We start from the raw sequence: 24,411 nt of genomic DNA on the forward strand, positions 1-24,411 counted from the left end.
GAATCAATCCGTTGTTAATTCTTGTTTCCGACGATACCAACGGTCGTTGATTCGTATGACATCCATACCGAACCACACACCGTTTTCGTTCAGTTTCGTCTTTATTCTTTCAAGTGCTACCGGTCCTAAACCCCAGATTTCCATGAGATATTCCTCGTTGAGCTGAATCAGGTCGCCGACATACAATATCCCATGAGATTCGAGTTTGCTTCTGACTATAGGCGTCATTTTCATGCTGAATATCGGCTGTGAGAGATAATGCACCTCTTCTGCCTGAATGTTGTCCAAGGCTATCTCAAGCCCTTCTTTGACTCTCTGGACAGAATTGATGTATTCTTCCTGCTGTTGGATTTTAATTTCCTGTTGCTGTATCTCATCACGCAATTCAGAAGCCTTCCTTAAAAGTTCGGCATTGCTTCGCTTCAATTCGTCATTAACATCCGTCATCGACCGGTTGTTTAACTCAAGTTCCTTGCGTTTGCCGTTCAACTCCTTGACAACTTCCTCCAATTTGGCAATCTGGCATCTCAGAGCCGAACCTTTCCCATTGTCTGCCGCCATGTTATCCAAAAGGTAGCTGAAGCGTTGAATCAGATAATCAATGTCCTTTTTATCAGACGCAACAGAATCGGCGAGCTTTTTCAGTTTTTGCCGAGGTGATTCATCTTTGATGGGATAGTATATGAGGAAAGCCCCCAATACCATCAATACTATACAGAAAAGCATATCTATATTCATATCGTTGCACATTTTATTTGTTCATGGTAATTATAGGCCGCAGCTTATGCGCCTGTGTCTTAGGTGTCTCCTGCATCGCGCCGCTTCCTGTCGAGTAAAGCCACGCTTTCGCCGTCTCTTGTCCGGACACTTCCGTCGATGTCCAGTACCAGCAATCGTATTCATCCAACGGCAACGGATGACCGCCGCACCGTTCAATGACAGGATTGACGGTTTCCCGGACAGCATACAGCAACCGCATCTGTGCTACCGACGGGATATAGGCACTCTGTCCGTACCGCCACAGGTCAAAGACCGCTTCCGCCATAGGCGAAGCCGTCTCCCTTGTGTCGTACAGCGCAAAGGTGTTCATGTTCCCGTCCAATGCCCCGATGTCGGCCGACGTCCCTTGTGCGACACCGAGGCTGTCGGCGAATGCCGCCGGAGCAATGTCCCACAGGTAAACCGCATAGCCGTTCCCTTCCGTTCCTTCACGGCGTTCGGTATCAAAGACAACCGCTATTGCCCGCTTCCCCGATTGTTCATACTGCGCATAGGACAATGCCGTGCCGTCCTCGCAGAGAATATGCCCCGGACGTACCGCCGTATCGGGTACGTCGATATGGGCGTCACAGGCAGCGCACAATACCGCCGCCACTACCATTGCAATCCATTGAATCTTTCGTATCATGTCATTTCCGTTTTTTTGTTTTTCCTTTATTTTATCGGCAGTTTTACACCCAGCACGATACCTGTCCGCAGCAAATCCGCCCCTTTTATCATCATGTCACTCTTGACCTGCCAGTACAGCGTCCATCCCGACCGCAGCTCATAATTGTGCTCGTAACCCACATGGATTCCGGCAAGAAACTTGTTCGTGTCGCTCCCTGCCGAAGCTCCGATACGCAAGTTGCCGTAATGGTTGCGTCCACGCACCACACAAGGTTTGTACGCCACACCGAAACCATAAGTGCGGTAGTTGCGCCAGAAGGATTCCGGACAAATATGACCGCAAGATTTACATTCCGTCCATTTCAGATAGCCGTTGGCGAAGAACTCCCACGCATGACGGTAGTTCATTTCATGCTCGTAAGCAAGCGTTACGTCCATGCCGTTCTCATACAGCAATCCCACGCCGAGCGAGAGGCGGCCGCCGTTGCGTTGCGCATGGGCATTGGTGGCAAACCCTATGCAGACAAGCATCAGTAACAAAACTGTTTTCAACGTCTTTTTCATCGTCATTCCTCCTCCAATAAAGCGGTGTTAAATGAATCGGCCGACAGCACATCCTCGTAGTCGATGTTCAGGCTGATATTGCGCCCGCTGATTTGTTGTTCCGTCATTTCGATAGTCAGCAGCTTGTCGTTCGGAAAGGTCATCTTTTTCACGACAATCACGTTCCGGTAGCCGTGCTTGAACGTCTTGCCGTGTTCCAATACCAGGGCAGGAGTCAGCTCGATGGTCTGCGCGTTAGTTGCCTTCGAAAGTTTCTTGTCCGACAGTTTCACCCGTATCTCGTCGATGTCGAAACGGATGTTCGTTTTGTTCTCGATGGAAAAGTCGATGAAGAAGTAGTCGCCCACCGAGTAAATATTGTTCAGGCGCATCACCATTCGGTGCGCCTTGGTCGCCACGTTGCGGATTTTCGCGGGCGAGTTCCACACCCGTCTTGCAAAACGCACCATGTCGGCTGTGGACATCGAGACCGTAGGATTGTTGTAGGCTTCCCGTTCCTGTAGCTGAATTTCCTTGTCTGCCACCGCCTCGCTTATCCGCGTGGTGTAGATGAGTGCATACTGCGTGCGATAGCGTTCCGTTACGATGGTGACGATGGCCAGCACTTCACCGTCCTCGTGTCCCGTCTCTTTGGGCTTTAACCGGATGATGTTCTCAATGGGTTGGTCGCCCGCCACCTTGTCTGTGGAAATATCCACGAAGCGGACCGGTTCCGAGGCTGTGATGACGGTCGTTACCTGTTCATTGACAGTCAGCCGTTCCATCTCTTCGTATGTACGCTGAGCCTGTGCGTTCCGTGTGGCAAAAAGTCCTGCCGCCAGAAGAAATGCAGTTATAATTATTTTCTTGTTCATATCGTTTCTGTTGATATTTTTTATTTCTTTATTTCCCTTATTTCGCTTTCTTTAATCCCATGACCACGTTCCAGTTCCTCCCGAATCCGTCGTCCGGCAATTTCGCAATACGTCGGTTCAATCTCGAATCCGATGTAATGCCGTCCCGTGCGGATGGCGGCAATGGCGGTCGTACCCGAACCGATGCAGTTGTCCAGCACCACATCGCCCTCGTTGGTATAGGTGCGCATCAGGTACTCTATCAAGGCTACCGGCTTCTGTGTCGGATGATAGAATGCTCCTGTCTTGTGTTCCTTGGGTATGGAAATGACAGAGGTCGGGTACTTGTCTTCGGCAACACGCACCGGAGCCAGTTTCATTTCACCGTAACAGCGGTTCGTGAAACCGTCCGTCTTGCGCCGTCCATGATTTTTCCGTTCCGGTGGACACGGCATCATCTGAGGATGATATACCGGCTGACGGTCGTAGAACACGATGATGTCCTCATGCTGGCGTAGCGGCATCCGGTTGGCATTCAGGTGACCCGTTACCCGGTCTTTCCGCCACACGAGGTTATACCGCCACATCCGGGGTTGCGAGAGCATGAGCCGCGCCGAGAAGATGCCCTGCGCAAAGAGGATAACGGGGCTTCCCGGCTTGGTGATCCTGCGGTACTGTTCCCACAACGCTTCGAGCGGTATCTGCCTGTCCCAGTGTACCGCCTTGTTGCTACGGTTCAACACGCCGTAAGGCAAATCCGCTATCACGGCATCGACACTGCCGTTCGCCATGAGCTTCATGCCCTCGATACAGTCCATATTATATATGTTGTCAATCTCTATCATGGCTTCCGTTTTTACTGTTTCTCACGTCCGTTCACCAGATAGACGAAAGTGCCGTATTTCAGCTTTACCTTATTTTTTTTGATAGCTTTGCCGATGGCATTGCTCGTTTTCTGGTAGGCATTCGTAGCGGCTTGCATTCCCCATTGCGAGAGACTGTTGCCGTAACTGCCGGTATTCATGTTCAGATTCCCCGACACCGCACCGCTTGCCACATCCTTGCTCGTTTCCCGGAACTGGCTGTTCGGTACATAAAGCCCCTCCATGCCGTCCGTGTCGTAAAGGGACAGGCTGACCTTCACCAGTTCGTCCTCGATGAGAATGCTGGTGATGTTCCCCTTCACACGCCCCGACGAGAAGCCGCTCATGGTGGCATACAGATACGACCCTCGTTTGACCACGCACTCGTTGATCTCCACGTCGTCGAGCAGACGCAACCGCACACGCGAGCCGTCCACCGCTTTGATGTCCTCGTCGATAATGGCCTTTATCAGTTTCGGTTCACGGGCATTGACCGCAAGCGTATTGAAGTAATCCGAAGCCGTCTTTACCTTGCGTACCACTTCGCTGGGCGGTTCGTTCTCTGACGGGGCTTTTACCGAACGGCTCTCTTCCTCTATTTTTCCCTTAACCTCTATGGTTGCCGTCGGGGGTTGCGCCGATGCGGTACTGTCCGTATCGGTCGCCGGTAATACCTCATTGCGTCCTCTCAACCTTGCTTCGGCAAGGGCTTTCTCCAGTTCCGCGAGAGCTTCTTGCTCGCGCGTCTTGGCATCGGCAATTTGCGCTGCCGCAGCCTTTTCCTGCTGTTGCTCATCGAGCAGGGCGATGTCGTCCACCGTGTATTGCGATTCATATTCTTCCTTGTTGTCATCGGGTTCATCTCGTTCTATGTTATCCACTGCGGAGTAATCCTGTATCTTACCCCATGATTTGGCCATGTTCTCGTACTTGCTGCCTATGCCGTCACCGCCTTTAAGCCGGGCATCCGGCAAATCGGGGTTCAAAAACTCCGTTGTCTGCAGCGTCTTGTCCGGAATCTCCGCCGTTTCGGTCTGAAACAGGTCGAAGATGAAGTACGATGCAACCAGAAGCGGGATATACAGGACAGCCGGAAGCATATACTTCGGCTCCCTGAAATTGATTTTATCAAATATCTTCATCATACATCTTTTAATTGAGTTGTACATACTTGCCTTCAATGCTGCAGTTTTTCAGCACTTCTGCGTTTTCCACTCCGAATGCGATCAGGATGCTGCCGCAACCGGGAGAATCGCCGCGTGTTCCGTCCGGGCGGTAAAACCGGATGCGGTGGCGCAGGAATTTCATGCCCGTCGCTTTCTCGAAAATGACGTCCTGAAACATTTTGGAATCGCAACGGTTGAACAACAGCGCGATGCCGTTGCCGTGTTCCGCCAACTTTCGGACAAACTGTTCGATAAGGGGACGCGAGTACGGAGGATTGAGCCATACACGCCCTTCCCATTTCAGGGACAATCCGTCCATGTCCCGGTCATACATGACCTCGGCGGTCGGCCACAACGGATGGACAGGGGCGCAAGGGTCAAGGTCGAACCTGCCTAACGCTTTCAGCACCTCCTTCGGGGTGTACCATTCGTCCGACGAGCGGACTGATTTTTCAAATCGTGTATTCATAAGCACTCCTTTATTGCGGTTCATATTTCTTGTTCTCGTTCCGATTTTCCCTTATTTCACCCCCTTGCAGCCTCTTGTGTCTTTCCCGCAGCACCGAATCCTGCATTTCCGTCGCCGTGCGTGTCGGCCGGCTGTTGCGGTATGCCATCGTAATGCGATAGATGTTCCAAGTGAACCCTCCGATAGCGAAACCGAAGACGATGACCAGAAAAAGTATCCGGTGCGCGTTGGCGAATCCCTGTACCTTGGCGGCAGCCTTGTCGATACGTGTCGCTTGGGCGAACTTTCGTCCGGCGGACACCTCCCGCTCGTAACGGTCTTTGTATTTCGGATCGTTCTTGTCCGGCATCTTTTCACCGAAGAGCATCCGCCTGAATCCCTTGATATTCATAAACTCCGTTGTTTAGTAGTTGATCTTCGTTTTCTGTTCGATGTCCTTGTTCAGCAGGGTACGCCAGTTCACGATAAGCAGCCCATGCGGATTGTTCTCTGTTCGGGGTACACGCTTGAGCTGTCCTGCCGTCACCAGTTCACGCATCAGGATATTGCTCCGTCGCTCGATGCGCTGCCGTCCGTAGTAGGTGAACTCCATCTTCTCCTTGTTGAAAGCCACGCTGTCGCAATAGATGGAGAACACCGAACTCGTACCCAAAATGTTGGAGTAGAAACCCTTTTCCTTGAGCGTGTTGTATTGTGCCAACCCCGTCTCATCGACTAAATACATCGCTTTTTCCATCGTATAGCGGATATATTTGTCATCCGGCGGTAACGTGAAAAAATAATGATGAAACATCTCCACATGGCTTTTGGCTTCCACATCAAGCGTTTCGTCCATTGTCGTGCGATTCACGAGGATAGGCACGTTGCCGTCCAGCACATACACCTTCTTCTGCGCATCCGAGACCATCGTCCGGGCTGTCCAGATGCTTGACAAGCTGATGATGACACATCCCACGAGAAAAGCGGTACAGATGATGCCCACCAGTCTGATTTTGTTTTCCAAATTCTTGATGACCATCGGTTATTCCCTTTTACCGTTCAACATCTGTACATATTCCGTGTGCAGCATGGGTATGACCGCATCCCGAAGTTCCGTCAAAAGATTCTCGAACTCCGCCGAGAATATCTCCACGTAATAGCCCTGCATCTCCACATGGACAAGCACCCACCAGATTCCTCTTTTGCGCTTACCAGCGTTCCGCTGCAGCAGGGCAAGACGCAGCTTGTACGTTAGGTACGTCACTAAGGGGGCGATGTACCGGTCGTCGTACTCGAAGGCTTCGTCCAGTTCTTCATACTGCGGGTCGATGCGGTGGTTCTCCGCCACCTCGCAAACCTCTTTTCTCGCTCGTTCCTGTGCAAAGGACATAAATTTCTCATCCTTGCACCAGCTTTTGATTTTCTCTTGCAATTTCATGTTGTTATGATTTTTATTGGGTTTATATTATCTTTTGCGGATTATCTCATGATGCCGCCCAACCCTCCGGTTGCCGTCATCTTCGCCTGCTGTGCCACGCCCTCGCCGAAGTTTCGGGTAGAGAATGCCGTGTCGCCCTCCGGTATCATCCATGCCGCCAAGTCCGGAACAAGGTTCAGGCACTTGAGAGCTACAATCGAAGCCGCCATCAGGTAGCCCGCCGAGAAGAACGAGTTCTGCAGGTAGGCGGCCATCGTCTGCTCGCTGGCGGTTATCGCCGTCAGGTTCTCGATTTGGATGCACAATACAATGTCAAAGAGCAGCAGCACGTAGAAGCCCACGAAGTAGAGCATCGCCCCGTAGAAATGCACCGTCAGATAGCGTGTCAGCCACTTCGCCCAAGCACCTTCCCATTTTGGCAGGATGCTGAACGCCCACTGTATCGGCCCGAAAATCGTCAGCATTCCCAACAGGATTTGTTGGCAGTAAATCGTAGCCCACCAACCGATTCGGAACACCACGAGGGCAATCAGCATGATAATTTTGTCTATCCCCACGATGACACCTGCCGTCAAAGACGTGAACCACAACTTCGCCGCATCCTTTTCCATGTTCGTCACTTCGTCCACACCGGTCTGCTCCATTGTCGCCTCTATCAGATTGGGATCGGATGTGCCTGTGTGGGCGACATCCGCCTGTGCCTGCAGGTTCGTGTACATCGTGTCACGCACATGGATGAGCTGCTGAACTTCCTCGAACCTGTCCGATATCTGTGAAGCTTCGGCTTCATACAGGTCATGGGTGTACGAACCTATGCAGTTAGGGATGTAGGACAGGAAATCGAGAAAACACCAGTTGTTCCGGCTCCCCGCCATACCCGTGTCCGCAGGCGGATACCACCAGCAGATGATAATCGACACGGCAAGCGGCCTAAACAGCTTCATCACGTCCAACGGCTCGTGCTTTACCATCATCTTGTAGGCGATACCTGCCGCCATGACGATGGAGAACAGTGCCGCGAGTGCCATGCACATCTGCAATATCCACCAAAAAGGTCCCTGCGCACCGGTAAAAGTCGCGTCAGTCAGAAACTCGTTGGTCTGAAAGATGACATCATCTATTTCCTCCTCCAACAGGTTGATGCCGAAATCCGAAAGTATATCTCCGTTTGCCATAGCCCTGTCTTTTTATTTCCCTCTGTTTACACTCTCGTTGTCATCTTCGCCGTTTCCGTTGCTGCCCGATTGCGAACCACGCACCGCAAGGCGTGATTCCTGCCACCGGCTCATGGCATTGCGGACAATACCGCCTTTATGCAGGGTACGGTTGTCCGTTGCGTTCAGCAGTGCATTCGTCACCGTTGCGTTCTGACGCTTGGCAAGGTAGCCCACTAAAATCTCGTTCTGCCGTGCCACATCCTCGTAAATGCGCAGATACTCCTTCTTTCGCTGGGCATTGGGCATATAGGCGTCTTTCGTGGCTTTGATGGCACACTGATAGACGTGGTAGTATTCCGTCCACCGTTCCTTGTCGGCCGGAGTGCCACCGGACAGGAGAATACGGTCGATGTTGCGCCGGAACCGCTCCATCTGTCCGCTGACCTTATCGCCCTCGGCAAGCCATGCGATGTCCACCTGCCGGTCGGCAACGTTCAACGCCTCGACCTTCGCCCGCTTGACCAAGGCCGAATCAATGGCTTCCGCTTCGTCCACCTGGTTGTAGAGATTGATACCGGCAAGCGTGCGGAACGAGAGCTTGTTTTTGGCCGCTGCCGACTTCTTGTATTTGTTGTGCAGCACGGAATAATAGAGGTCGGGCGAGAGTGCGCCCGTACCGGTCTCCATGACCGTTACCTGATTCTGCTTCGGCGAATCATGGTTGTACGTTACATACTGTGCGTGTACGGCTGTCGTTACGGTGACCGCCACCGCCATGAGTAATAGTTTTCTGTTCATATTCTTCTCTTTTTGTCGTTAATAATCCAGTCTTCCGGCTCCGCGCCAACGCCCGAAGGCGTCATCGAGAATCTCCCGCATGGTGCGGGAGCGATATACCTTTGCCTTCCAATAGCCGATACGCACCTGTATATACCGCCATGTCTCGAAATACGCACGGTTCAGATGCCGCTCGATGTTGTCCAATGAGCGGTTGATGGCCTCCAACACCATCAGCAGGTCGGAGGTCGAGCAGGCTGCCGCTCCGGTGGCATACAGCACGAGGTCGCTCACGGACTTGTAGAGCTGTTCCCCCTCACGGGCAATCGCCCTCAGCCCCCTCGCATTGATGGAGATAATCAGGGTATCTGCGGATTCGATGCGTCCCCGTTTCAATATCTTCGCATTGAAATCCTCCAACAATGATTTATAGTCGCCGATACGGTCGCTGACCGATGTGTAGGTATTCTTGACGTTCAGCACCGTGCGCAACGACTGGTACATGACGTCGATGACATCGAACGCACGGGTGTACCGGTCAAGGTCGATATTCAGCTCTTTATAGCCCCCGACTTCCTTACAGCTGTATTCGTGCAACAGTTTGTTGCTGTACTCCAAGGTACTGCGGGCCAACAACAGGCTGCGCTGCTTCTTGTGGTCGTTGATGTAGGCTTCGACGGAGACTATATCGAAAGTCCACTGCGCCTTGGCGATACCGGGCAGCAGGAAGAGCAGCAATGCGGCTATCCGTAAAATGCGTTTCATGGCCGCACCTCCTTTCCGCCGTTTCTGCCGCCATCGTTCCGAAACGTCCGTGCGCTCTCCACCCAGCGGTCATGGCATTCCTCCACGAGCGTCAGCCTGCGGCCTTCGTCCGTGTCCAGTCCGGGCAACACATCCTTCATCACGTCAAGGATGCTCCGCTTGTAGTGCATCATCTTTTCCAGCGATACCAAGTCGGCGTATATCCTTGTGATTCTGCTGTCCACCTCCCTCGCGATTTCGAGGCGGTCGCTCGACCACAGCAGATGGTACACGTCGCCGGACGGAGTTTCCTCCAGCGGTGTGCTGCGGGCGTATTCCGTCGTGATTTTGCAGGACGGGTGTTCACGGGCGATTTCGGCGATGCGGTCGTTCACTAATTTGGTTTTCTCCGCATCCGAAAGCCCCGGATCGAGTGTCAGCACATCGGCGACGTGCGTGTCCGTATAGACCGAGGTCAGTTCCCATTGGATTTGGATGATGGCACGGTGAATCTTGATGCCGAGAAAATATTTCGGCTTGCGGGCAATCGAGACCGTAGCCTTGAATGTGATGATGCCGTTGATGTTCGGCATTGTCGCCTTGCGCACATACGAATAGCCGTTCCACGATCCGCCGTCCTGCCATGTCAGGCCGTAGGCAGCCTTGCAGTCTTGCATGATAGCTGGAATGCGGTAATAGTCATCCGTCGCTACGCTGTTGTCGTCTGCGGCTTCCGACTTCGCCTGAGCATAGTCGGACTGTTTCTTCTTCCACTCCGCGAGTTCGCCTTTCAGACGGTCTATCCGTGTCTTGTTTGCATTATACTGCTGTCGGTAAGCCGCCGCATCCTCAATGCTCGCCGTACTGATTTTCTTCAGCAGGACAGCGTTCTCGTTTTCCAATGTCCCGATTTGCGCTTCAAGATTGGCCGCTTGGCTGTTTGCCTCGTTCAACAGCGCATCCAGTTCCGAAAGGTCGAGGTTGTTTTCCGTCACCGAGGTCTGCATGGCGCACTCCTTGGTGTGGGCATTCAACGAGCTGCCGCATTTACGGCACTTGTATTGTGTCGAGCCCTGTCCGAGCGTAACCCCGTCGGAACAGGTCACGCTGATGGTCACGCTCTCGCATCCCTTCAATTTGGCGGCGTCCGTTGCTTGGTAATAGTTCCGCGTACCGGAAGATATATAATAGGTGTAGCCGTCCTCGTTTTCGTTGAACTCCGCAAGTCGGACATTCAGTTGCGCCCGAAACGTATTCAAGTCCATCGAGTAGGAATCGAAGACTTCCTCATAGACAACTTCTTCCTTATTCCAGCTTTTGCTCACATGGATTTCGTATGCGTATGCCTTTTTGGTCTGCTTGTTTTTCTTGCTGATGATATAGGCACTCATCCAATAGTTGATGCTGTAGCTGAACCCGTCGTTCTGGTTGTTCAACTGCTGCACGCGGTTTCTTGACCAACCGGCATATCCTTCCGAGTTGGCAAGTACCTGTTCCCGTTGCGAGGCGTTGGGATAGAAATTCGGGTCGCTCGTGTTGAACCGCACCCATGCGCCCCCGTTCAGGATGCTGTTGTCGTCCGTCGGAGGATAGTAGTCGCACAGCGATACGCTCCCTTGGTCACGCCGGGCAATGTACCACCGCTGCGTGTAATAGTTCCCCATCGCTTCGTCCAGGTAGTCGGTCATCCATGCCGTGAGGTTGTAGTTGCTGAAGTTGAACAGACCGGCCACGTTGTCCGGACCACCCACCATGTCAATCAGCAAGCCGCCGATGTCATGTTCCGCCTGCTCGAATAGACTCCCGTAGTGTTCATACAGGTTGCCGATTTCTTCAACCTTTCCGCCCATCAGGTCATGGAACGAGCTGCTTTGCAACAGGGCGTCACCGAGATTGGCAATGCCTGCCGTTGCAAGGCCGACACCCGTGTTATAAAGGTTGTCGAGGTCGCTTTTCAGGTTCTCGTGCGTGAAGTTGCCCGGTATGTGGGCGAAGTTGTCCATCATCCGCTGCCAGTCGATGTTTCCCGTTTCGGAGAGCTTTAGCAAGGGGGCAATCTCCGGATTGATTTCGAGAAAGGCGATGTCCGAAAAGGTCAGCGTGCTGTTGGTCACCACGCTCTCGAACTGCATACACAGACTTTTGGTATCGTCGCAGACTTTCATCAGGTAACTGCCCCAATAGATAGCCGTTTGCGGCGAATGGAGCATCTGCTTCGCCACCACCCATATCTTGGGCATGATTTTCTCCGCCACCATCCGGTAGATGCGCCGGTAGTAGTAGTTCTCCGTGCGGCTGTTCCAGATGCCGAGGTCGCTCAGGGCTTTATGCTCCAAGAACTTGGCCGCGAATATCCCGGCGGTAGCGACCTCCGCTGCCGTGTAGTGCTTGAGGATGTCATCGACCTGCTCCCGGTAGTACCCTTCGGCGACCGCTTCCGTACCGAAGGCGGCCACCATCGCCGCAACGGTACGGGTGTCGTAGTTCACGCTGTAATACTGGGCGTGAACCGTCTGGCAGAGTGCGACCGAGGCGATGGTCAGGATAAGGAGTAGTCGTTTCATGGCTGCAATGCTTATTTGGATTCATACACGGGACGGAGGTTGAGCACACGCCCCGTCTCGTTTACTTTTTGTGCAAAAGGCAGGGACTTCCCGATACCGCTGGCATCCCAGTCCCGGCAATATGCCTCGATAGCTTCCTGGTGGCTGCACCGAAGTTCCTTCTTGTAAAGCTTCAGTGCCTCCTTTTCCGCCCGTTCGGTCGTGTAGGTCATGTAGCACTCGTGCGGCTCTTCCACGCCATACACGCCGCTGGTCGTCCCCCGGCGGATGAACACTTCGCGGAAGAAGCTGCGCCCATCCTTGTTCTCCAAGCGGTTGATGGTAAATATCTTCTTGCAATCCACCTCGGTCAGACCAAGAATCTTTCGGATTTCGTCAAAGCGTTCCTTGAACTTGCTTTGATCCAGCAGCATCACCACGTCCGAGTTGTTGATGATGGCCTCCTTCACGATTTCGCTGCCGATGATGTCCTGTATCTCCTGCGTCACCACGCCAACAGAAGCCCAAAATTTACGGGCGGTCTTGTACATGAACTTGATGTATTCCGCCATGAGCGGGCTGGCAATGGCCTTCCACGCTTCCTCGATGACAAGGACTTTACGGTTCTTCTTGATGCGCATTTTCTGCAGGAACACGTCCATGATAATCAGTGTGACAATGGGAAACAGTTTCTTATTTTCCTTGATTGCATCCACTTCAAAGACAATGAATGTCTCGTCAAACAGTGCCGAATCCACTGTCTCGTTGAGAATTTTCTCATACGCACCGCCCTTGTAGAACGGCTGCAGCATGGTCGAATAGGTCGAGTAGCTGATTGTCGTGATGTCGTTTTCGGTGCAGATCTGCTCCAGACGGTCGAATGAGTAGTCAAAGAATGAGTTGAAACTCAGCTCCGTCACTTTGAGGGCCGCCCGCCGTGCCTCAAGCACCTCTATCTGTTTGCGCACCATCTCATCCACCTCTCTGGGTGGTTTGTTTGGGTTCTTTCGGCTGGCCGCCGCAAACAGGTTTTTCAGCAGTACCTCCCGTTGCTCGTCGGTGTATCTTGTAAATCCGTTGAAATAGGCATCATAGTAGTCTATGATTATCTGCTCGACAATGCGGAACTCAATTTCGGGGATTTGGCTGTCCGACCCTTTCCAAATCATCAGGATAAGGTTCTTGAGGAAGTCTATCTTCTCGATGTTGTATTCCTCCCGGTTGATGCGAAACGGATTCATCGTGATAGGCCGTTCTTCGGTATAGCTGATATACTTGCCGCCCAGATACTCGCACAGTCCCTCGTATGAGTTTCCCGTATCGACCATGACCACATCCGTTCCCTGCTCATGGAGCTGGCGCACGACCGAGTTGATATGAAAGCTCTTGCCACTCCCAGAAGGCCCCAGACAAAAGAAATTCGAGTTGTCCGTCAGCTTGTTCTTTCCCTCTTTTCCCGTGATGTCAATAGCCACCGGCACACCCTGACGGTCGGTGTAGTAAATCTTCAGCGGTGTTTCCTCGCTGTGCAGCACGCGCTCCTTGTACATCAGGCACATCGCCGCATCGGAAAGGGTCAGGAAACGGTCGTATTCCTCATTGAGCGTGTAGCAGTTGCCCGGAAACGAACCGACGAACAGTTCCAGTTGGTTGTACGCCCGCTTGCTGATATGGATGCCCATGCGCCCGAATGCGTTTTCCAAGTGGTTCGTACACTTTTGCAGGTCTGCACCGGCAGATACGGCTACCACCATGTTGAAGTGCGTATATACCAGTTGCTTGCTTTCACGGGCAATGACCTCCTGCACACGCTTGATGTCCTCGACCGCCATCTGGTTGTTCGGGTTCGGAATACTCGCGTGGCGGTTCTTCTTTTTGTCGAGCATCGCCAGTTCCCGTTTTTGGTTGGGTAGGAAGATGACTTGGTTATAGACCACCGTCTCGGCGTCCGGTATGTTGTCCACCACCGAAGCCAGATCGACCGGCATTTCCGTGTTGTTCACCTCGATGTTCGTGTACGGACGTATCATCGAGGGCAGTGCGGCACAGTCCACGTCCACAAGGCTGTACACCTTGCAGCGTTTGTCGCCCATCGACACCGTTTCATCGTCCGCCTTGAAGTTCGTCATCGACACGGTGCGGTCTTTGAAGTTCATGGCGAAGTAGCGGTCGACATACTCGCTCGCCTCGGCTTTGTTCAGGAACCTGGCCTGTACGCCGCTGTCATGCAGTTGGTCATGCACCTTGCGGATTTTCACGAGGAAATCGCGCCACTTCTTGTTGTCGAACGAGAACAGGCGGCTCTTTTTCGCCTCCTGCGTGATGGTCAGGTAGCAAAGGCTGTCCGTGTAGGGACGCCCTTTGAAGTAGCGGAAATACGACGCCGACAGGAACTCCTGCCCGTCAGCCGGTTCGCTTGCAAACTGTTTCCTGACGAAGATATCCTGCTTGTGGATGGCGTACCCTTCGCCTAAGGTCTGCGCAAGGGCGGTGAACAGGTGCGTGAAGTCGTAGTAGCTATCTATGTCCGCCGAATATTTCTGTACCGGATTCTCTATCTTAAGTACGGCGGAATATTCGCCGGTCTTGGTGTACAGCACACCCACACCGTCCGTTTCCTCCGCTGAGAAATAGATGTCCTGAAAGATTCGCTTGCGCTTGCCGCCCGTACCGAACGCATAGACCGACAAGGCCATACCCGCGCACAAAGCGACAAAACATAAAATGATGTATAGGGTCATTTCGATATACGTGTAATTAAATAGGGGCAGGTTCGCCTTGCTTCAAGACAAACCCGCCCGCGTTCAACAATCAATAAAGCCATGCACATTGCCGTGATGGTTTTTCTTTCGTCAGATCTTGCGCGAGTGGGCATACACATACACACCCGGAGCGACCTTCTTGCTATGCAGTCCTTTCCGCTGTTTGAGAAGGATGAGCACGATACCGACCGATACGACGGTAGCCAGCACGACAAGCCCGGCAATGAAACCGAGCAGGCAGTAGGCGGCGACAAAGCCGACAATGGCTCCGCACGTCGTCACCGCCGCCCAATATATGTACCGGCCTTGGATGCCCAAAAACTCAAGAGGCCGTTGCAGTCCCTTGAACAGCGGATAGTCCGGATAGCGTTCGTCCTTGCTTTTCATACTTATCCTTGATGTTTAAGCGGCAATACCGAAGAACAGAGGCAACGCCTTGGCCGCCGCAATGAGGAAGATACATGCTCCCACGACCATCATAATCTTCTTCTTGACGTCCTGCTCCTCGTTGTTCATGGCGATATATACCGAGATTGCACCCACGATGGCCACAACGCCGGCAATGGCGTAGCACAATTTCACCATAATAGGCACATACTTGGCAATCTCATCGGCGACAGTGGATAATGCGCTCGTACCGGCGGAATAGTCGCCTGCGGAGTTCTGCGCTTTCGCCACCATGCCGGACAGCAGCATGAAGGAGAACATCATTACTTTGGTAGGGATTCCGTTGACGAATCCGAATGCCTTGCGGCACAGCTGTTTGGTTTTCTGAAACATACGTTTACTTTTTTAGTGAATATTTTATTTGTCTGCGACCTGATACAAGTAAGGTTATATGCGGTAGCCGAAGAAAGCCGGGAAAACATAGAATGCCCCGATCAGGAACAGGCACGCGCCGACAAGCGTCATTATCGACTTGGTGATGCCGTCCTCGCCCGTGTTCATCTTGATGTATATCTGACAAACGGACACGATGACGTAAACCCCGGCTATGGTGCAACAGATATACTGGACATAGAGCATCATCGTCACCACGAAGTCGTGCATCGTGGCCAACGCGTCCGCTCCCCAGCTATAGTTCACGCTGCCGCTTTTGGCAAAAGCCGTGTAGGGGAACGGGAGGCACAGCGCACATAGAATCTTTTTAGCTTTCGACATCTCACAACCGGTCTTGAATTGGGTTCCACTTTATTTCCGGTCGGTTGTCTAACCGTCCCTTGGAAATCATAGCCTTGTACATCTCCTCCGACGTGCGTGCGTCCGACAGGTAAGGCGTGGTCTCTTCCATCTGTTCCTCCGCCTCGGCCTTCAGCCGTTCCAGTTTCTCCTGCGCCGTTCCCGGTTTGTCCTTGATGTCCTCCTCAGGGGATGTTTCGGAAGAGGTAGCCGTACTTTCCGTCTCGTAGTTCTCGCTACCGATACTGAAGCCGCTCTCGCTTTCCGTGACAGCCACACTCTCTTCCTCTTCCGGTGCGCCGAGGTCGAAAACTTCCTCGTCCGGTTTGTCCGTCCCCTTTTTCCCGTAGAGGTCATGCGCTATGATGACGGCGTAGTAAATGATGTAGGCAACCGTCAGGACAATGGCAAAAATGAAATATGAGTTCATGTATTTAGTATGAATATTAAAAATTCGTATTAGTATGATTTTGCAAAGAAACGCACGAAATATAAAACCATAAAATAATTGAGCATTAAACATCTGTTTCGTTAATGAGATTTGTGTAAGTTTCAAAAATCGAACTATTAAATCGTACTATATTGCAGTCTCTATGGTGGGAAATGGAGAAATCGGGGCATAAAAAAAGCTCTCGTGGTGGAGAGCTTTAGGTGGCAAAAGAGAACATTGAATATCAGCGTTTCTTTCCGCGCAGGTAGTCGTTCAGGTCTTTGTATTCCGCATAGTGGCAAGATTCATCGCTGACACGTCCGCCATACATCCCGGCAATGGTCTCTGTGGTTCTCTGCCCGGCAAGGTCATTGTCGAGATAACAGTGAATGTCCGAATACTCCTGTAAACGTGCCAGCGTCTTTTTCAAATTGTTTACCGAGTTCATCACGAGGTAGTCGCATGGTATGGCAAGACAGACCGTCCGGTCGCCTGCCAGTTTCAGTGTCATATAAGAAAGAAAATCCATGAATCCCTCGAAGACACAGACGTTTTCCTGTGTCTCTTCTGTCAGATGTCTTATCAATGAGATGTCCTTGTTATTCAGGCATCCCTTGTAATAGGCGTTTCGCACCTCGTAACCGCCTGATATATTGCCGAATGCGAGAGCGAAGTAATGACGGCCTCGCAGTTCGTAATGCACCTCCTTGCAATACATACGGCTGATGTCCGCGTCGATAAGCCGGGATTGGAGGTAAGAGAACAGGGCGTGATGACGGAGTGGAATCACGATCACGTCTTTCATTTCAGCCTCCACCGGTCGGGGTGGAGCGGTCAGCATACGGGTTCTCGGTAGTGATGCGCCATTCACAAGCCTCTCTATATACGCCAGGGCCTCGCTCACGCAGTCCGTCCGGCAAATGTATTTTGCCAGTTCCACCAGGTCGCCACCGGTCGCCTCGCCGAAATCGTACCATTCATTGATGCGGTCATTCACTTTGAACGACGGGGTACGCTCGTTCCGTAACGGTGAGAGATACCAGTATTGTCCCGATTTTATGTGCTGCGTATGGTGACCGAGACGTGCCAGAAAATCCACGATACGCACTTGTTTTGCTTCTGCTATGGTCATGTCTTTTTTCTTTCACTTGGTTTCACGAAAATGGTTTAGTTTAGTTTTTTCCTATATATATAAATACTAAAGTAAACTAAATCATACAGGCCCGCGCCCGGCATCATTCTTCATCAAAAAGCATGGCCTCGGTAGGCGTCATGTCATAATAGAACAGCTTGTCCCGTTTGATGATGAGCTTGAGGTTGTCTATCAGGTATTGCATCAGTTTTATCATGACGCTCCGACCACGTTTGAACCCGATTGCCTCATAGGAGACCATCAGGCTTTGCAACAGGTTGTCGAATCCCCGGATAGGCTTTTCCCCGAAAGCGGCGGAGAGGGCTTCCCGGTGCTGTTCGATGCTCAGCTCCGTGAACCCCGTCCGAGCCTTGGGCTTCGGGGGCTCTCCGAACGAGTGTCCTTCCGCAATGACGGGCAGCCCAGTCTCGTTGATGGTGAACGCAAACGGCTTGAACTCCTTTTCCCGGATATGGAGCGCATGGACTTCGCTGATACCGGGATTCTCGTTGCTCTTGCTGATGACAAGCACGGTTTCCGCCTTGTTGCTCATTTCCGTACCAATGTGTCCCCGCACATTATTATCCCCTTTGTTCAAATGGAGTACACAATGGATATGCAGGTCGTACCTTGAAGACCATTCCATCATCCGGTTGATGACTTCCACCGATTCACCGGTGCTGTTGATGTCAAGCATCAGGTCGCGGATGCCGTCAATGATGACCAGCCCATAGCCTTTGTTCTGACGCAGCGCATAGTCGATGACCTCGACACGCACCGACGGCGAATATTCACGCAGGCAGAAGAAGTCGAGATTCTCCGGGTCGGTTGTCGTGGGCAGCCCGGCCAGCCGCAATATGCGCTCCAATACCGAGCGGCAATGGAAACGGCTCTGTTCCGTATCGACGTACAGAATCCGCTGTTTGCCTTCGGGCAGATGCGCACGGTAGTTCAACACTTGTTTCCCGGCCAATGAAGCGGCGACAAGCGCAGAGACATTAAACGTCTTCTTCGACTTTGCCTTTCCTGTCGATGCACTGAAATTGCCGAGCGTGGCAATCGTCGAGTTGTCTATCCAGATGATTTGCGGCGGGGTCTCATAAATGTCCGTTGCCTTGATTTGCGAGGCCAGAAGGATGTCCGACAGGCGGTGTTCATCCATTCCCATATCGGCTGAGCGGTCAGTCTTTCTTTCGTTTTCCATTGCGTCTCTTATTAAGGAACGGTTCTGTGGCGGCGGCTTCCGTCGCCATGCGCACGGCCTCGTTCACTGTAGGTTCATAATTCTGCAACAGCCATTCGTCCAATTCCTCCTTGGCGAAATAGACCATTTTACCGCGCGGTTTGTAGTGCGGTATCTCCTTGCTCGATGTGAGCTTGTACAGCATACTTTCAGAAACCCCGATATACATACAGGCTTCCTGAAACGTGAACACTCTCTTGGTCGTGAAGATGGTATTTTCCAGCAACGTGATACGCTCCAAGAGACTTTCGACCGGTTCCAATTTCTTTAGTACCGATTCGATGGCGGCGAGCCGTCCGCTCATCCGCTCCATGAATGTCATTCTATTCGGCATAATAACATGGTTTGATTTTTGACAATGGAGATGCAACCTCCGTTATGCAGCGCGCTAACGGAGGTCAAAGGTATGTCCGGTAAACGAAGATGCCGTGATTTGGGGAATGATACTATGCGCGTATCATTGCAACTCTCATGCTTTTACCTTTCACATACTTCGCTTCTTGTCACTTCCTGTCATTCTTTCAGCCGGTCAATGGTCTTTCGGATGCCGTATGCGACCGATGTCATGTTGTTCTTGATGGATGACAGCGCGGAAGACAGGGTCGATACCGAAACGGAACGTGTCCCGTCCTTGGACTGCAGGAATGCACCCTTGCCGAGAACATTCTGCCACCGGGACTGGATAAGCGAGTTTTCAAGAAGCGCGTCGAACAGGATTACCACACGGCGGATATTGTTCACTCGGATGGAAAAGCCTTTCTTACAGGCGAAAAGAGCCTCCATGTCTTCAATGCGTACAGAAACACAGAACAGATGATAAGTATTGGCACAAGCCACAATACTTTCCATCTGTTCCGGGGTAAAATCACAGCCAAAAGAAAGGGAGAGATCTGCCGGTCGGTCAATGTGGGGCGGACCGAGCGGAGGCAACGATTCCGAGGTATCATACATCCGTTTCAGCTTCATGCACTCGTCAAACGTGAAATTCGGCGTAGCAAAGCAAATCTGGACGAAACGGGCGTACTCGGTCAGCAGCCCCTTGACGATGTGGATGTTCATTTCGTGGCAGTTCCGGCAGGCCGCATGGTCGCAGTCTATGTACCGGTGTCCGTTTACGAAATCGTCCACATAACGGTGGTACTGTTTACCACCCGACACAACATCGTGGAGATAAACTGTTTTTGCTTCGGTTAGCAGGGCGAAAAGTTCATTCGCCACATCCTTCTCCGCAGCGAAGTGCTGCAGGTGTTGGCTCCCTCCAAAAAGAGAGAAGGCCGTCTTCAGGTCTTTTCATGTCGATTTACCTTTTTGAGTTTATAATATGTGATGAAAGCATTAACTTCGGTTGCGTTCACAACCGGAGCAATGCCATAAATTGATGTTTGTAAATTAGACATGAACCACATAGTGCCGTCAATTAGTGAAACAAACCGTTTACAAGATTCACTGCCTCGTCCTTCTTCTTGTTGATAATCTTGGCATACACCTGTGTCATTTTTACGTCGGCATGACCGAGCAACTTCGAGACGGTATATAAATCCGCGCCGAGCGTCAGCATCATGGTGGCGAATGTATGCCGGCTGGTGTGATAGGAGAACCGCTTGGAGATTCCGGCTGCTTTCGCCCAAGGTTTGAGCTGCATCCTGATTGTATTGGCGGACGGCAGGTCGAACACATTATCTTCCGATGATTTTCCCCCACGTTCCGGCATCCACTTCAACGCTTCAGGAGAGAGGGGCAGGTAAATAGGCTCTTTGGTCTTTTTCATGGACACGGCCAAACGGTACTGTCCCCGGTCAACGAACACGTCTTTCCATTTCAACTTGATTATATCGCTGATGCGCAATCCGCAGAAGCAGGAGAACAGATACGCGCATTTTACTATCTCGTATTCCTCGTGGGGCATAGGAGTGTCAATCAACGCCTGTACCTCTTCGATGGTCATGTACGACCGCATACTCTCCGGCTTACGGATTTTCTCCGACTTCTCAAGCTCGTTGAAAGGGTTGGCCTTCATCTTTTTCTTCCTGACGGCAGAGTTCAACGCACCGTTCAACGCACGGTAATAATTGTGAAGCGTGTAGTTTGATATGTCCTTGCCTTTCGGATGATATTCCGTCAACAGATAAGTGATGTAGCCCCGGCAGAAGTCCCCGTCAATCTGATCCAGTGTGACCATTTCTCCGGCATAGTCTTTCAGTATGCGCATGGCAATCTTGATTTGGTTGCCGTCTTTCTTGCCCGCACTCTCTTGGGCTTCCATGTAAACCTTCATCCAGTCCAACAGATAAGTCTTGTCCTTACGGAATACGATTCCTGCCTCATTGCTGGTCAGTTCGATAATACGTTTCGACTTGATGGCATTGGCGGCATCCATTGTCGCCTGATTCTGCCTACGGGCATTATTATCCGTCTCCGGGATAATATACATCTTGAGGTATTCATACGTCCGCTTTCCATCGCGGTATATATCCAGATATAGACTCTTGCTGCCATCGCTCAACGGCTTCATCCGAAGACGAATCGGCTCTTTGACTTTTGTATGATTCTTAACTCGTGCCATAGGGATTCCTTTCTCATTTTTCCTATTGCAAATATACGGATAAGTATCGAGATTAAGAAACAAATAAGAAACAAAATTGCACCAAATAAGAGCCAATTCACTGAAAGTACTGAAAACAACTGAAAATAAAAATAGGCTTATAAAACACTGATTTATAGCTTATTTATTATCACTTTATTGGGTGTTGTTTGCATTTTGTATATATACTGCGTAAATCTGGAAACTTTATTCATGAAAAAGATGTGAAGGCTTTTTTGAATCTTATTTCCAAGGAGGACAAGAATAGTTGCTATCCGTTTGCCAACGAGGAATATCGCAACATCTTCCGTCATACGCTATGGATGTTGCCGGGTGTGAAGGAGGCTCGTGCCATGAGTGCTTTACTGCAATCACATCCTGTATTCCAGCATTTCAAGGTGGTGAATGTGGCAGGAGACGGTGACGAGGACGAAGAGAGCAAGGATGCGCTTGTTGCGGTGGAAGAAGCCATCGGCAAAGACCCTGATGCCACCCGTACCATTACCTTGTCCTGCGGACGATTGACCACGGGTGTCAGTGTCAAGGCGTGGACGGGCGTATTCATGTTGTCCGGCTCTTATAATACCGCTGCATCAAGTTATATGCAGACCATCTTCCGTGTGCAGACGCCTGCCACCATCAACGGACGTGTCAAGGAACAATGTTATGTGTTTGACTTTGCTCCCGACAGGACACTGAAAGTCATTGCCGAGACTGTAAAGATTTCTTCCAAGGCAGGAAAAACCAGCGGCAACGACCGCAAGATTATGGGTGAGTTCCTGAACTTCTGTCCGATTATCTCCATCGAAGGCTCCAAGATGAGCCAGTTCGATGTACCCAAGATGTTGGAGCAACTTAAACGTGTTTATGTGGAAAGGGTTGTCCGCAACGGTTTCGAGGACAAGAGCCTGTATAATGACGAGTTGATGAAGCTCAATGACTTGGAATTGCAGGAGTTTGATGACCTGAAAAAGATTATCGGCCAGACCAAGGCAATGCCCAAAACCAATCAGGTGGACATCAACAACCAAGGGCTGACCGATGAGCAATACGAGGAACTTGAAGACCTTGAAAAGAAATCCAAGAAGAGGGGCAAGGACAAGCAACCTTTGACGGAAGAAGAGAAGAAGCGTCTTGAAGAGTTGAAGAAGAAAAAGAACAACCGCGAGGCTGCCATATCCATTCTTCGGGGTATCTCCATCCGTATGCCATTGCTTATCTACGGTGCAGAGTTGAGCGATGAGAGTCAAGATATAACGATTGACAACTTCGCTTCACTCATCGACCCGCAATCGTGGGAGGAATTCATGCCCAAGGGTGTTACCAAACAGAAGTTCAACAGCATCAAGAAATACTATGACCCGGAAATATTCTGTGCGGCAGGCAAGCGCATCCGTGCCATGGCTCGTGCTGCTGACAAGTTAAGTGTGGAGGAACGCATTGAGCGCATCACGGATATATTCAGCACGTTCCGCAATCCCGACAAAGAAACGGTGCTTACCCCTTGGCGTGTCGTCAATATGCACCTTGGGGATTGTTTAGGCGGTTATAACTTTTTTGAAAAGGGGTATGAAACCACTTTGTCAGAACCTCGTTTCATCGACCGTGGCGAAGTGACTGCCAATGTGTTTGCCCCGGATTCCCATATCCTTGAAATCAACTCCAAGTCAGGATTATATCCTCTATACATGGCATACAGCATTTACCGTACAAGGCTCAAGGACTCCCTGTTTTCGGTGTCAAGCATTGAGGATGAACAGCGTATATGGGACAAGGTGGTGGCTGAAAACATCTTCGTCATCTGTAAAACTCCGATGGCAAAGAGCATCACCAAACGCACCCTTATAGGTTTCCGTAAAGCGAAGGTAAACACCCGATATTTCGAGGACTTAATCAATCAAATCAAAAACAAACCGGAACATTTTATCAAGCAGGTAGATAAATTCATTACGGACAGAACAGGAATAAAGAATATGAAAATCAATGCGATAGTGGGGAATCCGCCGTATCAAGAGGTTGTTGCACAAAAAGAAACTGCAAATGGGCAAAAAGTTAGTGTTAGTATATTCCAATACTTTCAAACAATAAGCGACCAATTAGGTAGATACACTTCACTGATTTATCCCGGTGCAAGGTGGATTCATCGTTCAGGAAAAGGGCTTGAACAATTTGGGTTTACGCAAATCAATGACCCACATTTGTGCTTTCTGAAATTCTTCCCTGATTCAACAGATGTATTCAAAGAAGTTGGAATCGCTGATGGTTTGTCTATAGTGATGAAAGACACGCAAAAGAAGAGTAATGGATTTAGATACGTCTATTCTAAAAAAGGTAAGGAGGTGACGATTGAAGCCAATAATCCGAAAGAAGAATTATTCTCTTTGAATCCACTTGATAATGAAATCACAGATTCTTTGAATTGCGCTATTATAAAATATGGATGTTTGCATGATGCCATATTACCTCGTAGTCTGTTTTCTATCGAAAGTGATTTCGTAGAAAAGAATCCTATGCTAGTGATAGACTATCACGAAGGTGACAATTATGATCCTGAATCAGAAATAAAACTCTTCACAAATGACAAAGCAGGAAAGAGTGGTAGAGCCAAATGGTACATAGCAAATAAAGATGTTATCACAACAGGGCGTGAACACTTAAACAGATGGAAAGTCATCGTTTCAAGTGCAAATGCAGGAGGACAAAAGCGTAGCAACCAAATTGCCATCGTAGATAACCACAGTGCATTTGGTCGCTCTCGCGTAGCATTGAAAACATTTGCCACAGAACAAGAAGCCAAGAATTTCTTCAAATATGCAACAAGCGAGATAATTCGCTTTGCTTTTTTGCTTACTGACGAATCTTTGACCTCTTTAGCTAAGAAAGTTCCAGATTTATTAAATTATTCGGATGACAATGGTATTGTTGATTATAGCAGTAATATAAATGCTCAACTTTATGAATTATTTGGCATCGATGAAAAGAATCAACAACATATAAGAGATGTGCTTGCAACGAAAGAATAATATGCCCAAATTTGCCCCAAAAGAAGACTACTTATTAAATTCTCCTTTTCGGGCAAATTTTGGTAAATAATCTATTTATCTCTATTGATATATATTTTATTATCCACTTAAAGACCGAGATGAAATTCAATTTATTGTA

The 24,411-nt window shown here is 50.5% G+C and carries 25 protein-coding genes; 1 reads left to right on the top strand and 24 read right to left on the bottom strand.

Translation table 11 applies throughout. From position 1 onward, the window contains the following. Nucleotides 1–3: 3 nt before the first annotated feature. From Bovatus_RS20695 to Bovatus_RS20810, 24 genes are all read right to left on the bottom strand, one after another. Entirely contained in the window at nucleotides 4–738 is a 735-nt protein-coding gene (locus Bovatus_RS20695) for a DNA-directed RNA polymerase subunit alpha C-terminal domain-containing protein (protein WP_005944229.1), read from the bottom strand. A 13-nt stretch (nucleotides 739–751) separates the two neighbouring features. Next, nucleotides 752–1,408 (bottom strand): hypothetical protein, encoded by a 657-nt coding sequence (locus tag Bovatus_RS20700; RefSeq protein ID WP_004301332.1) that lies wholly within the window; start codon nucleotides 1,406–1,408, stop codon nucleotides 752–754. A 26-nt stretch (nucleotides 1,409–1,434) separates the two neighbouring features. Continuing rightward, nucleotides 1,435–1,959, bottom strand: coding sequence for a hypothetical protein (locus Bovatus_RS20705; protein ID WP_004301333.1), 525 nt, complete (start codon nucleotides 1,957–1,959; stop codon nucleotides 1,435–1,437). Then, nucleotides 1,956–2,807 (bottom strand): conjugative transposon protein TraN, encoded by an 852-nt coding sequence (traN, locus tag Bovatus_RS20710; RefSeq protein WP_004301334.1) that lies wholly within the window; start codon nucleotides 2,805–2,807, stop codon nucleotides 1,956–1,958. The genes Bovatus_RS20705 and traN overlap by 4 nt, the downstream gene beginning before the upstream one ends. A 20-nt stretch (nucleotides 2,808–2,827) precedes the next feature. Then, nucleotides 2,828–3,631 carry a DNA-methyltransferase gene (locus tag Bovatus_RS20715; RefSeq protein ID WP_004301335.1) on the bottom strand — a complete coding sequence of 268 codons (804 nt, stop codon included), beginning with the start codon at nucleotides 3,629–3,631 and terminating at the stop codon, nucleotides 2,828–2,830. A gap of 11 nt (nucleotides 3,632–3,642) precedes the next feature. Beyond that, entirely contained in the window at nucleotides 3,643–4,794 is a 1,152-nt protein-coding gene (gene traM / locus Bovatus_RS20720; RefSeq protein ID WP_018452180.1) for a conjugative transposon protein TraM, read from the bottom strand. Nucleotides 4,795–4,801: 7 nt separating this feature from the next. Beyond that, on the bottom strand, nucleotides 4,802–5,284 hold the full coding sequence (locus Bovatus_RS20725) for a DNA N-6-adenine-methyltransferase (protein ID WP_052588035.1): 483 nt from the start codon (nucleotides 5,282–5,284) through the stop codon (nucleotides 4,802–4,804). 10 nt (nucleotides 5,285–5,294) lie between these two features. Then, the gene (locus tag Bovatus_RS20730) at nucleotides 5,295–5,675 is read right to left on the bottom strand and encodes a hypothetical protein (RefSeq protein ID WP_004301338.1); all 381 of its coding nucleotides are present in this window, start codon (nucleotides 5,673–5,675) and stop codon (nucleotides 5,295–5,297) included. Nucleotides 5,676–5,687: 12 nt separating this feature from the next. Then, nucleotides 5,688–6,302, bottom strand: coding sequence for a conjugative transposon protein TraK (gene traK / locus Bovatus_RS20735; RefSeq protein ID WP_004301339.1), 615 nt, complete (start codon nucleotides 6,300–6,302; stop codon nucleotides 5,688–5,690). Nucleotides 6,303–6,305: 3 nt separating this feature from the next. Continuing rightward, nucleotides 6,306–6,701 (bottom strand): hypothetical protein, encoded by a 396-nt coding sequence (locus tag Bovatus_RS20740; RefSeq protein WP_004301340.1) that lies wholly within the window; start codon nucleotides 6,699–6,701, stop codon nucleotides 6,306–6,308. A gap of 41 nt (nucleotides 6,702–6,742) precedes the next feature. Continuing rightward, complete coding sequence (locus tag Bovatus_RS20745; RefSeq protein WP_004301341.1) at nucleotides 6,743–7,876, bottom strand: hypothetical protein; 1,134 nt, start codon at nucleotides 7,874–7,876, stop codon at nucleotides 6,743–6,745. A 12-nt stretch (nucleotides 7,877–7,888) separates the two neighbouring features. After that, entirely contained in the window at nucleotides 7,889–8,656 is a 768-nt protein-coding gene (locus Bovatus_RS20750) for a DUF5045 domain-containing protein (protein ID WP_004301342.1), read from the bottom strand. Nucleotides 8,657–8,674: 18 nt separating this feature from the next. Beyond that, on the bottom strand, nucleotides 8,675–9,400 hold the full coding sequence (locus Bovatus_RS20755) for a hypothetical protein (protein ID WP_004301343.1): 726 nt from the start codon (nucleotides 9,398–9,400) through the stop codon (nucleotides 8,675–8,677). Then, nucleotides 9,397–11,943, bottom strand: coding sequence for a coiled-coil domain-containing protein (locus tag Bovatus_RS20760; RefSeq protein ID WP_004301344.1), 2,547 nt, complete (start codon nucleotides 11,941–11,943; stop codon nucleotides 9,397–9,399). Before Bovatus_RS20760 ends, Bovatus_RS20755 begins: the two co-directional genes overlap by 4 nt. 11 nt (nucleotides 11,944–11,954) lie before the next feature. Further along, nucleotides 11,955–14,663: a TraG/VirB4 family ATPase gene (locus Bovatus_RS20765; protein ID WP_005944216.1), complete on the bottom strand. Its 2,709-nt coding sequence runs from the start codon at nucleotides 14,661–14,663 to the stop codon at nucleotides 11,955–11,957. Nucleotides 14,664–14,774: 111 nt separating this feature from the next. Beyond that, a complete protein-coding gene (locus Bovatus_RS20770; RefSeq protein WP_005944213.1) occupies nucleotides 14,775–15,071 on the bottom strand; it encodes a hypothetical protein in 297 nt (98 codons plus the stop codon). A gap of 15 nt (nucleotides 15,072–15,086) precedes the next feature. Beyond that, a complete protein-coding gene (locus Bovatus_RS20775) occupies nucleotides 15,087–15,464 on the bottom strand; it encodes a DUF4134 domain-containing protein (RefSeq protein ID WP_004301347.1) in 378 nt (125 codons plus the stop codon). A 54-nt stretch (nucleotides 15,465–15,518) separates the two neighbouring features. Continuing rightward, on the bottom strand, nucleotides 15,519–15,845 hold the full coding sequence (locus Bovatus_RS20780) for a DUF4134 domain-containing protein (RefSeq protein WP_004301348.1): 327 nt from the start codon (nucleotides 15,843–15,845) through the stop codon (nucleotides 15,519–15,521). Between the two features lies 1 nt (nucleotide 15,846). Continuing rightward, nucleotides 15,847–16,293: a hypothetical protein gene (locus tag Bovatus_RS20785; RefSeq protein ID WP_018452175.1), complete on the bottom strand. Its 447-nt coding sequence runs from the start codon at nucleotides 16,291–16,293 to the stop codon at nucleotides 15,847–15,849. A 244-nt stretch (nucleotides 16,294–16,537) separates the two neighbouring features. Then, entirely contained in the window at nucleotides 16,538–17,425 is an 888-nt protein-coding gene (locus tag Bovatus_RS20790; protein ID WP_004301350.1) for a toprim domain-containing protein, read from the bottom strand. A gap of 103 nt (nucleotides 17,426–17,528) precedes the next feature. Beyond that, the gene (locus Bovatus_RS20795) at nucleotides 17,529–18,629 is read right to left on the bottom strand and encodes an AAA family ATPase (protein WP_004301351.1); all 1,101 of its coding nucleotides are present in this window, start codon (nucleotides 18,627–18,629) and stop codon (nucleotides 17,529–17,531) included. Next, complete coding sequence (locus tag Bovatus_RS20800; RefSeq protein WP_005944205.1) at nucleotides 18,607–18,981, bottom strand: helix-turn-helix domain-containing protein; 375 nt, start codon at nucleotides 18,979–18,981, stop codon at nucleotides 18,607–18,609. Before Bovatus_RS20800 ends, Bovatus_RS20795 begins: the two co-directional genes overlap by 23 nt. A gap of 200 nt (nucleotides 18,982–19,181) precedes the next feature. Next, nucleotides 19,182–19,886 carry a hypothetical protein gene (locus Bovatus_RS20805; RefSeq protein WP_004301353.1) on the bottom strand — a complete coding sequence of 235 codons (705 nt, stop codon included), beginning with the start codon at nucleotides 19,884–19,886 and terminating at the stop codon, nucleotides 19,182–19,184. Nucleotides 19,887–20,085: 199 nt separating this feature from the next. Continuing rightward, complete coding sequence (locus Bovatus_RS20810; RefSeq protein ID WP_004301355.1) at nucleotides 20,086–21,231, bottom strand: site-specific integrase; 1,146 nt, start codon at nucleotides 21,229–21,231, stop codon at nucleotides 20,086–20,088. A gap of 242 nt (nucleotides 21,232–21,473) precedes the next feature. On the opposite strand from Bovatus_RS20810, the gene Bovatus_RS20815 reads away from it, so the two are divergent. After that, entirely contained in the window at nucleotides 21,474–24,272 is a 2,799-nt protein-coding gene (locus Bovatus_RS20815) for an Eco57I restriction-modification methylase domain-containing protein (protein WP_224440814.1), read from the top strand. Nucleotides 24,273–24,411: the final 139 nt, after the last annotated feature.

Source organism: Bacteroides ovatus, from assembly GCF_001314995.1.
GTDB lineage: Bacteria > Bacteroidota > Bacteroidia > Bacteroidales > Bacteroidaceae > Bacteroides > Bacteroides ovatus.